9 protein-coding genes and 1 tRNA gene are annotated in these 15,378 nt (G+C 65.9%); 9 read left to right on the top strand and 1 reads right to left on the bottom strand.

Going from position 1 to position 15,378, the window contains the following annotated elements; translation table 11 throughout:
• Positions 1 to 543: 543 nt before the first annotated feature.
• The 8 genes from tmk (at position 544) to KIH77_RS05945 (ending at position 12,829) form a co-directional block, all read left to right on the top strand.
• Positions 544 to 1,185, top strand: coding sequence for a dTMP kinase (gene tmk / locus KIH77_RS05980; protein WP_219100194.1), 642 nt, complete (start codon positions 544 to 546; stop codon positions 1,183 to 1,185).
• Positions 1,182 to 2,348: a DNA polymerase III subunit delta' gene (locus KIH77_RS05975; RefSeq protein ID WP_219100193.1), complete on the top strand. Its 1,167-nt coding sequence runs from the start codon at positions 1,182 to 1,184 to the stop codon at positions 2,346 to 2,348. The genes tmk and KIH77_RS05975 overlap by 4 nt, the downstream gene beginning before the upstream one ends.
• 392 nt (positions 2,349 to 2,740) lie before the next feature.
• On the top strand, positions 2,741 to 3,853 hold the full coding sequence (locus tag KIH77_RS05970; RefSeq protein WP_219100192.1) for a hypothetical protein: 1,113 nt from the start codon (positions 2,741 to 2,743) through the stop codon (positions 3,851 to 3,853).
• Positions 3,854 to 4,044: 191 nt separating this feature from the next.
• The gene (locus tag KIH77_RS05965; RefSeq protein WP_219100191.1) at positions 4,045 to 6,861 is read left to right on the top strand and encodes a family 78 glycoside hydrolase catalytic domain; all 2,817 of its coding nucleotides are present in this window, start codon (positions 4,045 to 4,047) and stop codon (positions 6,859 to 6,861) included.
• A 301-nt stretch (positions 6,862 to 7,162) separates the two neighbouring features.
• Entirely contained in the window at positions 7,163 to 8,320 is a 1,158-nt protein-coding gene (locus tag KIH77_RS05960) for a LacI family DNA-binding transcriptional regulator (RefSeq protein ID WP_219100190.1), read from the top strand.
• A gap of 50 nt (positions 8,321 to 8,370) precedes the next feature.
• Positions 8,371 to 8,931 (top strand): YbhB/YbcL family Raf kinase inhibitor-like protein, encoded by a 561-nt coding sequence (locus KIH77_RS05955; protein ID WP_219100189.1) that lies wholly within the window; start codon positions 8,371 to 8,373, stop codon positions 8,929 to 8,931.
• An 85-nt stretch (positions 8,932 to 9,016) separates the two neighbouring features.
• Complete coding sequence (locus KIH77_RS05950; protein ID WP_219100188.1) at positions 9,017 to 10,612, top strand: C69 family dipeptidase; 1,596 nt, start codon at positions 9,017 to 9,019, stop codon at positions 10,610 to 10,612.
• A gap of 693 nt (positions 10,613 to 11,305) precedes the next feature.
• Positions 11,306 to 12,829: a formate--tetrahydrofolate ligase gene (locus tag KIH77_RS05945; protein WP_219100187.1), complete on the top strand. Its 1,524-nt coding sequence runs from the start codon at positions 11,306 to 11,308 to the stop codon at positions 12,827 to 12,829.
• A gap of 219 nt (positions 12,830 to 13,048) precedes the next feature.
• Here KIH77_RS05945 and KIH77_RS05940 read toward each other — a convergent pair whose 3' ends face one another.
• Complete coding sequence (locus KIH77_RS05940) at positions 13,049 to 14,635, bottom strand: C1 family peptidase (protein ID WP_219100186.1); 1,587 nt, start codon at positions 14,633 to 14,635, stop codon at positions 13,049 to 13,051.
• A 308-nt stretch (positions 14,636 to 14,943) separates the two neighbouring features.
• On the opposite strand from KIH77_RS05940, the gene KIH77_RS05935 reads away from it, so the two are divergent.
• Positions 14,944 to 15,020, top strand: a tRNA-Lys gene (locus KIH77_RS05935).
• The last annotated feature ends 358 nt before the right edge of the window (positions 15,021 to 15,378 follow it).

Here is a 15,378-nt window from a genome sequence, read left to right as displayed (position 1 = left end):
CCGGCCAAGCGGAATAGGTTTTGTGGGTCTATCCGTTTTTGGGATCGGTTTTGTGGGTCTACACGCCGTATGGACCGTGGGTCTAATCGTTCATAAAGGGGTTTGTGGGTCTGCGGCATACATGAAGACGTCGAAAACGTGCTCCTCGTGAACGGATAGACCCACGAACCCATTGGGGCGACTTATTAGACCCACAAGCCCATTTGGACGGCCGGTCAGACCCACAAACCCATGGGGAGATGGGTTAGCTCCACTGTTGGATTTTGGGCTTACGTCATGCGGGAGCCGGCGCGTGCATTGCTGAGCAGCGGCAAACGCCGGGGCTGATTGTTGCAATCCGTGTCTGCTGGGGTGATTCTTCTCGTGTCGAACGGCTACCGCCATCTTCTGGGGTGATGAAATCCGGAACCCGAAGTATGACCGTTGATATTCCAACGGCGATACTCCGGGTTCCATCGAATCTCACCCCAGAAGTCGGAGATAGGCTTGCGAGGTCCTGCGACAGGACCGGAAAAAGTTGGCGTCGGCCGATACGGTAGGGGCATGGCTGGATTGTTTATTTCGTTTGAGGGCGTCGACGGCGTCGGCAAGACCACGCAGGTGGAACGGCTGCGGCAGTATCTCGAATCGCGCGGGCGCACGGTGCTCGTCACACGCGAGCCGGGCGGTACGCCGCTCGGCGCCACCTTGCGCCAACTGCTGCTGCGGAACGTGGCCGAGGATGCCGCCGACATCGCGCCGCGCGCCGAGGCGCTCATCTTCGCGGCCGACCGCGCCCAGCACGTCGCCGAAACCATCCTCCCGGCCCTCGAACGCGACGAGGTCGTCATCACCGACCGGTATCTCGACTCGTCGCTGGCCTACCAGGCCGGCGGCCGCGAACTGACTGCTAGGGAGATCCGCGACCTGAGCCTGTGGGCCACGAACGACCTGTTGCCCGTACGCACGTATCTGCTCGACATGGACCCGGCCGAGTCGCACGCCAGGCTTCAGCACGACGAGGACCGTATGGAATCGGCCGGTGACGACTTCCAGAACCGTACGCGCCGGGCGTTCCTCGACCTGGCGAAGGCCGAGCCGGAGCGCTTCCGCATCATCGACGCCGCGCAGCCCATCGAAACCGTATGGACGCAGATTCGCGTGGACATCGACGACCTGTTCGGCTACGGGGAGGCATCACGATGAGCGTCTGGGATGCCATCGTCGGGCAGCGGCCCACCGTCGAACTGCTGTCCCGCATCGCGAAGGACCCGGCGGACATCGCCCAGTCGTGGCTGATCTGCGGCCCTCCCGGATCGGGCCGGTCGAACGTGGCGCGCGCGTTCGCCGCAGCGCTCGAATGCCCGGACCACGGCTGCGGCGCATGCTCGACCTGCCGCCACGTGCTCGCCGGCACACATCCCGACGTCACCGTGCTCGCCACCGACAAGGTCACGATAGGCATCGACGCCGTGCGCGGGCTCATCGAGACGTCCGAGCAGATGCCCGCCACCGCGCCGTGGCGCGTCATCATCATCGAGGACGTGGACCGCATGCTCGAACGCACCACGAACGTGCTGCTCAAGGAGATCGAGGAGCCGGCCGAGCACACCATCTGGCTGCTGTGCGCCCCGAGCGCGCAGGACGTGCTGCCCACCATCCGCTCCCGCACGCGGGTCGTCAACCTCGCCGTGCCGTCGACGCAGGCCGTCGCCGAATTTCTCATGACCACGGTGAATCCCACGCTGCCGGAGAAGCGGCGGTTCACCGAACACGTGGCCGCCCGCGCCGCGCGCCTGTCCGAAGGGCATATCGGCATCGCACGGCTGTACGCCACCAACGAGCGTGTGATGACCGACCGTGACACGCTCGTCGTCGGTGTGCTGAATCTGGCGAAGGCGTCGGACGCCGTGCTGCTCGCCGACCATCTGATATCCGACGCCAACGCACAGGCCGCCGAGGAGATCGAACGTCAGGTGAAACGCGACCAGGTCGAGTTCCGCCGCGTCAACGGATTGGGGGAGAAGGACCGTATTCCTCCGAAGATCCGCGGCATGTACAACGCCATCGGCAAGAAGGACGAGGTCAAACGCAGGACCACACGCCGCAGCCGCGACGTGCTCGACCGCGCGTTGAACTCCATCGCCAGCGTGTACCGTGACGTGGCCGTATTGCAGAACGGCGCCGAAGACACCGTCGGGCTGATCAACAAGGAGAACCGGACGGCGATCGCGAACCTTGCTTCGCGATTAAGCCGCGAGGCCGCCATAGCGCGTGCCGAGGCCGTTGCCGTCGCACGCCGTCGGCTCGTCGGCAACGGCAATCCGCTGCTCGTGTTCGAGGCCCTGTTCTGCGCGCTGATCGTGTGACGCGCGGCGTCCGACTCCGTTGCGATGCCGCGGCGTAGCATGAAGAGGTGAAGGGCCGATGCGGGGGCCTGCCTCCGGGCCGTATGTGGTTGGACGGTGGCGGATGGCGGGACGGCATGGGGATTCTTCGGCATTCACCAGTGGAAGGGGTGGGCATGAGAGTCTGTACGCGGTGTGGCGCGCCATGTGCCGACGATGATCGACTGTGCAGGAGGTGCGGAAGCCCGTTGCCGGTTGCGCCGGGTCGTGCGGCGCAGTCGCCTATGCAACGACCGATGCCGGGAGCCGCCGCGCCGCCGGCCGGTCCCGCGGTTCGGCCTTGGCCGTCCGCGCACATGCCTGCGCCTGCTCCGGCCCAGCAGATGCCGGTCCGGCCGGCCCCGGTCCAGGCGGTGCCACGGGCAGCGGCCCGGCGAACGACCCGTCCGGAGTCCGTCCCCGCGCTGCGGGCCATGCGCGCGCCGCTGACGGGCATGATCGTGGGCGCGGTGTGCGGTCTGCTCTACAGTCCGCTGACGACGCTCGCGTTCATGCTGTTCCCCGGTCCGTCGGGCATGACGGCGGCGATGCTGTCCGGAGTCGTGGGCGGCGCCGCGTCGGGGCTGACGCTGTACATGGGATTGGCGCTGTTCATGCCGTTGATGGCTGACTCGGGGAACGGACGTGCCGGGCGCACCGGCCGGGCCAGGAGCGCGGGCGGCGGCCTGGCTCCGGCGCTCGTGCTGACGGCGCTGTATGTGGTGTGCATGGTCGTCAGGACGCTGGGCCGTGGCGCGTCGCGGCATTGGCTGTATGCGGCGATGACCATCCTGTTCGGGGTGGGACTGTGCGTGATGACGACGCTGCTGCTCACCGCATCCGCCCGCGCGAAGACGGCCCCGGCCAACACCGGGCACGGCGTGCGGGGCAGGGTGCTCACTGTCTTCGCCGCCTCCATCGTGAGCCTGCTGGTCTATACGTTCCAAGGCGTGACATACGGCACGGGACGGGTCTCGGCGGCCTGGGTGGTGAGCTCCAACCTGTATTCCGCCGTGAACGCGGTGATGCTCCTGCTCGCCGTATTCCTGCCGCTGACGGCCCTCGGCGGCAGACTCCGTTCCATCACCGGCTCCGGCTGGCACGTGATGCCGGTCGTCGGACTGGCGGTCGGCGCCCTGCTGCAGGTGGGAAGCGCCGGCATGTCCATCACGGGACAGTGGGCGACATACCGCATGCAGCGCCAGGAGATCGGTCCCGAGGAGTATGCCTCGCGGCTGGCGTCCGCCAACAGCATCAGTTCCATATTGGGCGCGTTGTTCTATCTGGTGGTCCTCGTGACGGCCATCGTCATGCTGGCCGGCGTGTCCAAGGCGGTGCGGGCATCGTCCTCGTCCGCCGTTCCCCAGACCCCCGCCGCTCCGCCGATGCCCGCCGTTCCGATGGGCGGCGCCATGCCGTATCCGAATCAGGGGCCCACGATGAGGGGCCCGGCGCCGTACATGCCCGCACCGCCCGCGCGTCGTTAACCCATTCTCGGTCGGTTCCCGTGCGCGCGTGCGAATGCCGTCGCAGGCGCGCCTCCGCATGATTATCCGCCATCAAGGGCCTGCAAAACCGACAAAAGATGCAAACGGGGTGCAAAACGGGTCATGGGCGCGCTCACGTTCCTATCATCATTGGCAAATCGTAAACAATGATGTTCAGAAAAGAGCGCAACGTGAACAGCAATGCAGCAATCGACGCCATGACGTCCGGCACGTCGTCCGAAGCGGTGGACCTTCCCGGCATCCCCGTCCATATCCGCATCAATGATCGCATCGCGCCGGTCGACTTGGCACCGGAATCGACGGTCGGCGTACGGTGGTGGTTCGACGTCGCCGACGACAACGCCGACGTCGTCGACTGGCGTTCGTACCAGATCATCGTCACCGACCATCCGCTGTCCGGCGAAACCATATGGGATTCCGGCCGCCGCGACTACGCCGGCGAATCAAACGTCGTCCTCGACGGGCTGGAACTGCCCGCGTCCACGCGCTACTGGCTGGCCGTGCGCGTCTGGGACGCCGACGGCCGCGTCTCCGCATGGTCCGAACCGGTAACGTTCGGCACGGGCGCCGGAGAACACTGGCGGGCCGCGCCCATCTGGGTGCCCGACGATGCGGCGGCCCCCGGCAACGTCGACGAAACCGCCGAATTCGACCTGCCCGAGGAAACCGAAGTCGCCACCGACGACTCGTTCTTCGTCGGCGACAAGAAAGCCGCCGACGAACACAACTCCCGTGGCTGGGCGTTCCTGCGCGGCCTCGCCGCCCTGCCCGACAAACCCATCGCATGGGCCACGCTCAACGTGACCGCCTCCAGCACGCGCGCCGCCCGCCAGTTCGTATATCGGATCTGGGTCAACGGCACGTTCGTCGGCTACGGGCCGACCTTCCCCATCGGCGACGAAGCCCGCTACGACGGCTACGACGTGACCGGCCTGCTACACGCCGGCAGCAACGCCATCGGCGCCATCGCCTACACCGTCGAGGACCAGCGGTTCATCGCCCAGCTCGACGTGCGATTCGCCGACGGCGAGACCGCCCACTACGGCACCGGCCCCGACTGGCGCGCCCTGCCCGGCACCGCCGTCTACCCCGACTCCGCATCCGTCGGCACGCAGTATTTCGAAGCCCCGGCCGAAAACGTGCAGGCGCGCAACTATCCATTCGGATTCGCCACGCCCGAATTCGACGACGCCGACTGGACGCCCGCCGCCGTCCGCGGCGACTTCGCCATGCTGCTGCCCACGCCCACCGACAAGCCGACCGTGCAGTACCACGTCCCGGCATCATCCCGCCTGACCGACGACGGCCATCTCATCCTCGACTTCGGGCGCACATGGGAAGGCGGCGTGCGCATCACGCTGTCCGCAGGCCACGGCCCCGCCGACCTCAAGATTCGTTACGGCGAGGTATTGAACCCCGACGGGTCCGTCAAATGGCATCTCAGCGCGTTCAACAACTACGAGGACACCTGGCATCTCGGCGACGGCACCACGGCGACGACCATGGAGACATGGGGCCTGCGCGTGTTCCGATATGTGGAGATCATCCCGTCCGTCGACTCGGCCGAAGCGGTGCGCCGGCTTGCGGACGGCGTCGCAGACAGCGACCGCAACGACGGTGCGGCCGCCGACGCCGACGACCGCGTCGAGGCCGCCGCGCTCATTTACCCGTTCGACCGGTCCGCGGCCTCGTTCACCTCGTCGAACGCCACATTGGAGGCCGTCTGGAACTTCTGCCGCAACACCATGGAAGCGACCAACGGCAACATTTACGCCGATTCATGGACGCGCGAACGCGCGCCATACGAAGGCGACGCATGGCTCCAGCAGCACGCGCACCTCGCCGTCGACGACGCGCCCGCGCTCGCCGAATACTCCGTCGACTGGCTGATCGCCAACCGCACGTGGCCCACCGAATGGCCGCTGTATCTCATCCTCGCCGCCCACGACGCATGGATGCGCACCGGTTCGACACGCCAGATCGCCGGCCAATACGACCGGCTCGTCGCCCTGCTGCCGGCCAAGCACCTCGACGAGGCCTCCGGGCTGATCGTCAAAGACCCGGGCGAATCCAGCCACACCGACGGCGACCTCATCGACTGGCCGCCCGTGGAACGCGACGGATTCGTGTTCGGCCGCGTGAACACGGTCATCAACGCGCTCTCGTCCCAGACGTTCGCCGACATGGCCGACATCGCCGCCGCGCTCGGACACGACGATGACGCTTCGCGATTCGCTCGCATCGCCGCCCGTATGCGCGCCGCCATGCACGAACGCCTCTACGACGCCGAAGCCGGCGCCTACGTGGACGGGCTGACGAACGACGCCTCAGGCGAGCGCATCGCCCACCACTCCCTGCACGCCTCGGCGTTCGCGCTTGCGTTCGGGCAGCTGCCCGCCGAGCAGCGGGGGCCAGTCGGTGCGTTCCTGCGCGGCAAGGGCATGGCGTGCAGCGTGTATGCGGCCAGCGTGTATCTCGCCGGCCTGTACGCCGCGGGGTTCGGCGCGGACGCCACGGCGCTGATCGCCGCGCGCGACGGGCTGCGCACGTGGACGAACATGATGGACAAGGGCGCCGGCGCCACTATGGAGGCATGGGACGTGGCGAACAAGCCGAACACCACGTACTCGCACCCGTGGGCCGCCTCGCCCGCGTACCTGCTGCCCGAGGGACTGCTCGGCATCCGCCCGACCGCACCCGGATACGCCACGTTCGAGGTGCGTCCGCAGTTGGGCGGGGCCGGCGAGCGCGGGGCCGTGGATTCGGCGGCCGCCACCGTGCCCACCGTGCGCGGGCCCATCACCGTGCGCGCCGAGCACGTGACGGCTGGCGGGGCCGGGGTTCCTGCGGCCGGTGCCGGTGCCGACGCCGGCGCGGTGCGTGTGACCATCGACGTGCCCGACCACGCCGAGGCCACGGTGCTGACCCCGGAGGGAACGGTCTCCACCGAGCATCTCGCCGCCGGTCATCACGAACTCGTGCTGTGACCTCGGACCAATCTCCGTCTTCTGGGGTGATTGACCGCATTGAGAGGACCTAACCCGATGTTCTGGGGCCTCGTACGTCGATATGCGAAGTAGGGCCGTTGGAATATGGGGCGTCATAGATTGAATATCCTCCGGAATCACCCCAGAAGTTGCGGATAGGTGGTCGCGGACCGTCTTCACCACCCCAGAACATCGAGTTTGCGGCCAGATGCCGGCTGCCGAACGCCCCGCGGCTAAGATGTGAGGTGATTCAGACAGCGTCACGGCGCGGCGGTGAGGCGGCACCGGGGGAGGAGATGGCATGAGCGACATGGCCGATGCGGTCGACGCCGGTTCGGGCGCTCCCTCCCGCCCCGTGCGCCTTGTGGACGTGGCCGCCGAGGCGGGCGTCTCGCCGTCCACGGTGTCGCGCGCGTTCAAGAACCCCGACCGGGTCAACCCCGCCACCGTGACGCAGATCCGCCAGGCCGCCGACCGGCTCGGCTACGTCTACCGCCCGTATCGCAAACGCCCGATGAGGAACTCGGGCATCATCAGCCTCGTCGTCAAGGACGCGGCCGCCTCGTCGGCCCTGCTGCGCGGCGCGCAGAACGAGGCGTACGCGTCGGGCCTCGCCATCAGCGTCATCGAATCGAACCGTGGCGGCCAATGGGAGGTGTCGTTCGTCGAGGAGGTCGCGGAAACATCGCGCGGCATCCTCATCGCCTCCGACCGCATGGACGACGAACGGCTCGCCCATCTGGCGCGACGCGTGCCGCTCGTGGTGCTCAACCGACCCGTGGACGGCGTCTCCAGCATCGTGCCGGATGCGTGCTCCGGCGCCGCCCAGGCGGTGTCGCTGCTGGCCTCGAACCGGCACGCGGCCGTGGTCTACGTCTCCGGGCCGGAATCGTGGGCCGACCGTTCGCGATTGCACGCCGTCCGCGCCGCCGCCCGGTCCTTGGGATTGACGGTGCGTCGCATCGGCCCCGTGGATTCGTCGGCGCAGGGTGGCGAACAGGCCGCCCGCATGATGCTCGACCACGGCATCGGACGGCATGACGGCTGGTCCGCCGGCCATTCCGTCGATGGGCTTCGCGACGACGGGTCCATGCCGACCGCGGTCATCGCCTACAACGACACCATCGCCGCGGGCATGACGGCATGGCTGGAACAGGCCGGCGTCCGCGTGCCCGATGATCTGTCGGTCATCGCGTTCGACGATTCGCCGATCGCGGCGGTCGTCCGCCCGCAGCTGACGGCCATCACCATACCCCGCGCACAGATCGGTGCGGTCGGCGTGCGCGCGCTGCTGCGTATGAGCGAATCGGGATTGTACGCGTTGAACACGTTCGGCGCCGACGACATGGCGACGCTGAGGCTGCCGGAAGGCCATGCGACGATTGGCGGCAACGTCCTCGCCCTGCCCACGGCGCTGCTCGTCCGCGGCAGCGTGGGGCCCGCCTCCTCGCCGCGCTGAGCGGGGGACTTGTTCATACCGGGCGTCGCTTCGTGTTCTATGCTTGGGTTATGAAGATTTCCGCCGATTTCACCACGATTCCCGACGTGTTCGCCAAGCATACCGACCCGGAATACCAGGCCGCCGGCGTGCCCGTCGTCTCCTTCCCGTTCTACGTCGATGACGTCGCGCCCGATGCGCAATACCTGCATTGGACGTTCACCGACCCCGACTCCATCCCCGTCTGCGGATTCGAATGGATCCATTGGACGGTCGCCAACCTGCCGATCGCCGCGCTGATGTATGACTTCAACGACTCCCATGCGCTGCAGATTCCGCCGGACTTCTCCCGGCAGATGGTAGCCATGATTCCCGAGGCGCTGCAGGGACGCACGTCGCAGGCGTCGCCGTTCGTCGGCGGCACCGATCCGGCCGCCACCATGCGGTACAACGGCCCGCAGCCGCCGGACAAGGACCACGACTACTATCTGCACGTCTATGCCACGAAGAAGCCGCTGCCCGGATTGAGCGGCGGATTCTGGATGAACGAGCTCGTCCACGCGCTGCGCAACGCCAACGCGGCGGGCGACGTGCCCGACCAGGACGCCATCTTCCTCACCGGCAAGGCGTGAGCCCATCCTCCCGGCCTCCCTACGTACGTATCAATATCACGAATCATCACGAGCAATCACCAATCAAAGGAGCAATACCACAGCCATGTCGTGCACCACGATTCTGGTAGGCAAGAACGCCAGCTACGACGGGTCGACGATCATCGCCCGCAACGAGGACTCCCAGCAGGGCGAGTTCACGTCGAAGAAGTTCGTCGTCGTCAAGCCCGACGATCAGCCGCGTCATTATCGTTCCGTCATCAGCCACGTCGAAATCGACCTGCCGGACGATCCGATGCAATACACGTCGGTCCCCGACGCCGTCAACAAGCAGGGCATTTGGGGCGAGGCCGGCGTCAACGAGGCCAACGTGGCGATGAGCGCCACCGAAACGCTCACCACCAACGAGCGCGTGCTCGGCGCCGACCCGCTCGTCGAGCTCGTGCCAGCGCGCGGCAAGGAGGGCGAAGACGGTTATGAGCCGGAGGTCCCCGGTGGTATCGGTGAGGAGGACCTGCTCACCATCGTGCTGCCGTACATCCGTTCCGCGCGCGAGGGCGTAGAACGCCTCGGCGCGCTGCTCGAACAGTACGGCACGTATGAGATGAACGGCATCGCGTTCTCCGACGTCAACGAGATCTGGTGGCTGGAGACCGTCGGCGGGCACCATTGGATCGCCAAGCGCGTGCCCGACGACGCCTACGTGACCATGCCGAACCAGCTCGGCATCGACGAATTCGACCTCGACGACGCGCTCGGCGACCAGGAGGAGCACATGTGTTCCGCCGATCTGGGCGAATTCATCGCGCGGAACCATCTCGACCTCGCCGTAGAAGGCGTCTCCCCGTTCAATCCGCGCGACGCGTTCGGATCGCATTCCGACCGCGACCACGTGTACAACACGCCGCGCGCATGGTTCATGCAGCGCTTCCTCAACCCGTACGACGAAGTGTGGGATGGACCCGACGCCGCCCACCGCCCCGACAGCGACGACATCCCGTGGGCGCGCCAGCCGGAGCGCAAGATCACCATCGAGGACGTTAAGTACGTGCTCAGCTCGCACTATCAGGGCACGCCGTACGACCCGTACGGCACGCTCGGCGACGAGCACACGCGCGGCAGCCTGCGCCCGATCGGCATCAACCGCCAGAGCCAGCTCGCCGTCATGCAGATCCGCCCGTACCGGCCCGAATCCTGCCGGTCCATCCAGTGGATGGCGTACGGGTCCAACGCGTTCAACACGCTCGTGCCGTTCTACGCCAACGTGGACGTGACGCCCGCATACCTCGCCGACACGACCGACCACGTCGACTCCGACAACTTCTACTGGGCGAACCGTCTCATCGCCGCGCTCGCCGACGCGAACTTCGCGGCCACGTCGTCGCTGATCGATCGCTACCAGGAGAAGACCGGCGGACTCGGGCATCGTATGCTGGCCGCCGCCGACGAGCAGGTGGCGCGCCTCGACGAGAACCCGGTCGATTTGGACGATCTCGCCGACGAGGAGGAGGCCGTGGAAGGGGAACGCGACGCCGACGCCATCATCGCCGCCACGCGCAACCCCGAGGTGCGCGGGGTGCTCGCCGCCGCCAACCAGACCATGGCCGACCAGCTCAAGGCCGAGACTGACGCGCTGCTCTCCGGTGTGCTCTACACCGCCAGCATGAACATGCGCAACGACTTCCACCTCAGCGACAACTAGGCGGCGCGGGCCGGACGGGCTGGCTGGCTGGGCGGGCGACGCGGGCGGCTAAGCGTCGCTGGCGTTCAAGTAAGCGTCGCTGGCGGCTGGCGGCGGGGCGCCGTGTCCTCCCGCTTGCCGGCCGTGTTCCCTGCCGGCCTGCCGTGTCCTCCCGTCGTCTAGTCTCGGGAATCCGCCCCCCGTAGTCCGGCTGTGTCCCCGTCGTCCGGTCTCGTGAATCCACCCCGCTGGCAGACAGGATAATCCCCTTGCGTGCTGGACTTTGCTGTGCGTGCTGGACTTTGCTGTGCGTGCTGGACTTGGCGTTGTGTGAGGGGAACAGAAACGTTGGAATCACGCCAATCGTGATTTTGCCGTCCCAGCACGTAACGCAGAGTCCAGCACATGAGGGGAAGTCCAGCACGTAACGCAGGGTCCGTCACGTGACAGGAAGTCCAGCACGTAGAGATACGAAGCGGGATACGCTGTGCCATTAAAGATGCGCTTTGCCGTATGGGGTCGCTTCCTGCGTTCCGATGGGCGAATCGGCTCCCGCCCTGCTCGGACTGTCCACCGCCCTGTCGCTTCCTGCGTTCCGATGGGCGAATCCCCTATTCTGTCGAACCAACTCGTGTTGTACGCTAGAAACGTTGCGAATCATACGGTCCGCATCGCGAACCGAACCGCATAACCTCGCATATCCACAGGAGAATCATGACCAATATCGATGATTTCACCAGCCAGTACGGCATCGTCAAGAAGATCGACGCCTTCGGCTACCTCGACTATCTGAAGAACAACCCCGACGCTCCGCGCAAGCACGGCAAGGTCGTGCTCGTCACCGCCGACACCCCGCTCAAGGCAAGCCGCGGCGAGGGCAAGACCACCACCACCATCGCGCTCATCGATGCGCTGCGCCACCACGGCATCGACGCCACCGCCGTGTTGCGCCAGCCGAGCATGGGCATCACCGCGGCCGGTTCCAAGGGCGGCGCCTCCGGCGGCGGCAAGGCCTCCCTGACCCACCCCGAGATCATCGACTGGGGCCTGTGCGGCGAGATGGGCGCCATCGAGGCGGCCCAGAACCTGCTCGTCTCCTTCGCCGAGAAGGCCGTGGACGAAGGCAAGCTCGACACCGTGCTCGTGCCGCGCGTCTCCGAGGTGCCGAGCCGTTCGCTGCGCTCCATCGCCGTGGACTACGGCAAGAACAAGAACAACGTGGCCGAGAAGATGGTCCTCACCCCGACCTGCGAGCTCATGCAGATCGTCGTGTTCTCCCGTTCCATGGACGAGATCGCCGAACGCGTCGGCAAGATGATCGCCGGCACGATCGACGGCGAGCCGGTGACGTTCGCCGAACTGACCGACATGTGGCGCATCACCAACATCCTCACCGACGCCGTCAAGCCGGCGCTCACCGAGACCGTGAACGGCTCCCCGGTGTACGTGCACGGCGGCCCGTTCGCCAACGTGTCCGTCGGCATCCCGACTCTGGTCTCCGTGGAGATGGCCTGCGCCCTGCACGACGTCGTGATCGTCGAGGCCGGCTACGGCGCCGACGCCGGTGCGCAGAAGTGGCTCGACATCGCCTCGCGCGAATACGGCGCGCAGTGGCCGTCCGCCGCGCTCGTCGTGACCCGCGCCACCACCTGGCGCGACGACCCCGACCGCCAGTGGCGCTACCCGTTCCACGTGAACCGTCTCGAGAAGCTCGGCATCCCGACCTTCCCGCTCGTGAACCTCTGGGAGGGCGAGGACGACCAGATTCCAGCCCTGCAGGAAACCGCCGCCGAACTCGGCTTCCGCAAGCCGATCATCGGCAACCTGTTCCGTGACGGCGGCGATGGCCTGCTCGACCAGCTCGACGGCTTCATCACCGCGCTCGACGCCGTCGACACCCCGTCGCAGCCCGCCAGCCACAAGGGCGAGGACGTGGTCGACACCGTGCGCTGGATCGCCGAGAACGCGTATGGCGTGCCCGCCGAGCGTGTGGTGTTCAAGCCCGGCTTCGAGGAGTCGTTGGCCGACGCCCGCGAGCTCGTCGCCAACCTCGGCCGCGACCTCAACGACTTCGCCGTGTGCGCCGTGAAGTCCCCGGCCACCATGACCGACGACGACACCGCCGCCGCCGAGGACCGCACGGTCACGCTGAAGAAGGTGGAGGTGCGCGCCGGCTCCGGCATCGTGCAGGTGAACCTCACGAAGTCCCTCACCACCCCCATGCCCAAGATCGTGTGATCCGGCTCCCTGCCTGACATCCAACTCCATCTTCTGGGGTGTATGAATGCAAACTTCGGGGTATGTCCATTGGAATTCCAACGGGCATACCCCGAATTGCTGTGATTGCTACCCCAGAAGTTGCGGATAGCTATTCGCAAAGCCGCCGTTTCACCCCAGAACATGAAGATAGCCATCAACAACGGGTGGCTGCCGTGCGCGAGGGCGGCCCGGGCTTCCCTACATGCACCGGGTGGCGCGTGAAATCGGCTCCCACGGCTGCACCATTACCGGCTTCGTGCCGAAAATCGCCTTCGTCGCGTCGTCGAGCACGTCGTCGTGGATGGCCACCTCGTTCACATAGTCGTCGAACCAGGCGTCGGTCGCGGTGAAGTAGCCGTCTCGGCCCGCGTCCTTGCCCCAGCTGTTCTCGATCTTCCAGCGGTTCGGCTTGCCATCGGCGTCGAGGTTCACGCCGATCAGCGTCATCGCATGGTTCGACGGGCTCACGCCGTACTCCAGACGGTCGCCCTTGCCCATCGTGTATTCGATGCCGAACAGGTCCTCCACGCGCACTGTCGCGCGGTCGAACACGCCCTCGCCACGCAGCGCGAACTGGTCGCAGTCGCAGGCGAACCAGACCGGCCGTCCGCCACGCAACTGGTCGATGATGGCCTTCTTGAACACGTCGAGCGGCACGTTCGCAAACTCGATTGGCTGGCCGCCGACCACGTTGCCGTCGTGCGCGAGCCGATACAGCCTGCCGAACGGCGTGCGCTTCATCGGCGCGTTGACCAGACCGACGTAGCGGTCGAGGTCCTGCTTCACATACTTGGCATAGAACGCCATCGGCGTGATGCCGTATTCGGCAATGACCTTGCCCTTTACGAAACCATCGTCAGGCTTCTTTGCGTCGGACTTCTTGGCGTCGGCGGAGTTGCCGCCGGAGTCTTTGCCGCCGGCCGTTGCTCCTGCGTCGGCGCTCTTGCCTTCAGCCGTCGCATCCCCGGTCTTCGTGTCTGCGTCATCGTCGTCCTTGCCGCGCACGACCCAGTCGAACGACCGCGGCGGCTCGCCCAACGCCACGGCCACGATGCGGTACACGACGTTCATCATCGCGCTCTTGCGGCCGCGCAGCTCGTCGGCGCCTTCCCCACGCGCATGGGCCGACCGCAGTTCGAGCGCGAATTCGCGCAGTTTGGCGTTGAGATACTGCGTCAACGCGTCCGAATCGCGCGAGTTCGCGTTCTCCGGATACGCGGACTTCGGCACGAGACCGTACTTCGCGGCCAGCGCGGCGAACATCGCCCACCATCCGCCGTCGTCGGCCGGATAGTCGTTGATGGCCTGGAACAGGCGCGAGTCGGTCGGCTCGTCCAGCGTCTCCAGCACCTTCTCGAGATAGTGGTTGGATTTCTCGAGTTTGTCGTAGAAGAAGAGGTATGTCTCCGAGAATTCGAAGTCGTCGAGGTTCCAGCGGCGCATGACGTCCTGACGCAGCACGTTGAGGCTGGCGAACATCCAGCAGCGGCCGGAATGACGCTGCGAGGTGATGGACCCCTGCTTGAGTTCGATGGAGAACTCGCGGGGCAGCGCGCGCAGGCCGCGGTAGTCGGTGGCCGCCTTGAGCACTCCGCTGCTGGTGGCCGCCGTCGCCGCCACGATGTTCGCGCGGTCGGCGTTGAACAGGGCGGAGTATTCGCCCAATTGGTTCGCCGTCAGCTCGGCGTTCTGCGGCAGGGTGGTTGGTGCGGTGGTTGCGTTCGTCGGGGCGGCTGCGGTGTCCGCCGGTTTGGCGTCGTTCGGTGTGGAATTCTGTTCTGTCATGGGAATGTCAATACCCCGCCCCGATGACGTTTCGGTTACGCCCAGGACAGCTCTTGCCGATTCACTCTTTTCCGGGGTGCTAAAAGAGTGAATTGCGAACGGACATTATCAATCATGGTTGTGTGGTTGTTGACGTATTCGGCAGGGAAACCGTGTTCATGTGCACACAAGCCGATGCACTCTTTCCCATGACCGAAAAAGAGTGCGTCGAAATCCGTTGAAAAACCTTGCGACACGCCGTAATTTGCTCCAGTCGAGTTTATGAGTATAGTTATCTCTCGTTGCGGCGGACACCGCAGCAAGGAACTGCCCCTTTAGCTCAGTTGGTTAGAGCAGCGGACTCTTAATCCGCGTGTCCAGGGTTCGAATCCCTGAGGGGGCACCATCAAGTAAGACCTCATCTTCGGATGAGGTTTTTTGTATTTCGCAGCTGTATTTCGCGGCTGATGAATATCCGCGCCGTGGGCCACGTCGGCGAATCCGTTCATGAAGGATCGGCTTGGGGCGTCCCTATATGTGGTGCGGGCCCAATTGCATCGGTTGCCGGGTCGTGGCCCGGTTCCTAGCTGTTACCCTTACTCTGATAAGGGATTATGCCCCCATTTTTCCGTTAATTCGGGCTAAGGGTCAAAACGTGGGTCTTATTCGCGCGTGTTGTTGGCGTGTTGGTAGGTTAGTGTGAGCGTCCGGCCCAGCCGGTTCTGATGCCGAACCCGCTTTCGTAGGCGTCGACGCCGGTGGCG

It is taken from the genome of Bifidobacterium pluvialisilvae, from assembly GCF_019331695.1.
GTDB lineage: Bacteria > Actinomycetota > Actinomycetes > Actinomycetales > Bifidobacteriaceae > Galliscardovia > Galliscardovia pluvialisilvae.
The sequence above is the reverse complement of the archived record's forward strand: the minus strand, read 5'-3'. Positions and strand labels throughout refer to the sequence as shown.

Bases quoted from the DNA above. Each gene is read 5' to 3' on its own strand.
- tmk (WP_219100194.1), top strand. From the start codon at position 544: ATGGCTGGATTGTTTATTTCGTTTGAGGGCGTCGACGGCGTCGGCAAG.
- KIH77_RS05975 (WP_219100193.1), top strand. From the start codon at position 1,182: ATGAGCGTCTGGGATGCCATCGTCGGGCAGCGGCCCACCGTCGAACTG.
- KIH77_RS05960 (WP_219100190.1), top strand. From the start codon at position 7,163: ATGAGCGACATGGCCGATGCGGTCGACGCCGGTTCGGGCGCTCCCTCC.
- KIH77_RS05955 (WP_219100189.1), top strand. From the start codon at position 8,371: ATGAAGATTTCCGCCGATTTCACCACGATTCCCGACGTGTTCGCCAAG.
- KIH77_RS05950 (WP_219100188.1), top strand. From the start codon at position 9,017: ATGTCGTGCACCACGATTCTGGTAGGCAAGAACGCCAGCTACGACGGG.
- KIH77_RS05945 (WP_219100187.1), top strand. From the start codon at position 11,306: ATGACCAATATCGATGATTTCACCAGCCAGTACGGCATCGTCAAGAAG.
- KIH77_RS05940 (WP_219100186.1), bottom strand. From the start codon at position 14,635: ATGACAGAACAGAATTCCACACCGAACGACGCCAAACCGGCGGACACC.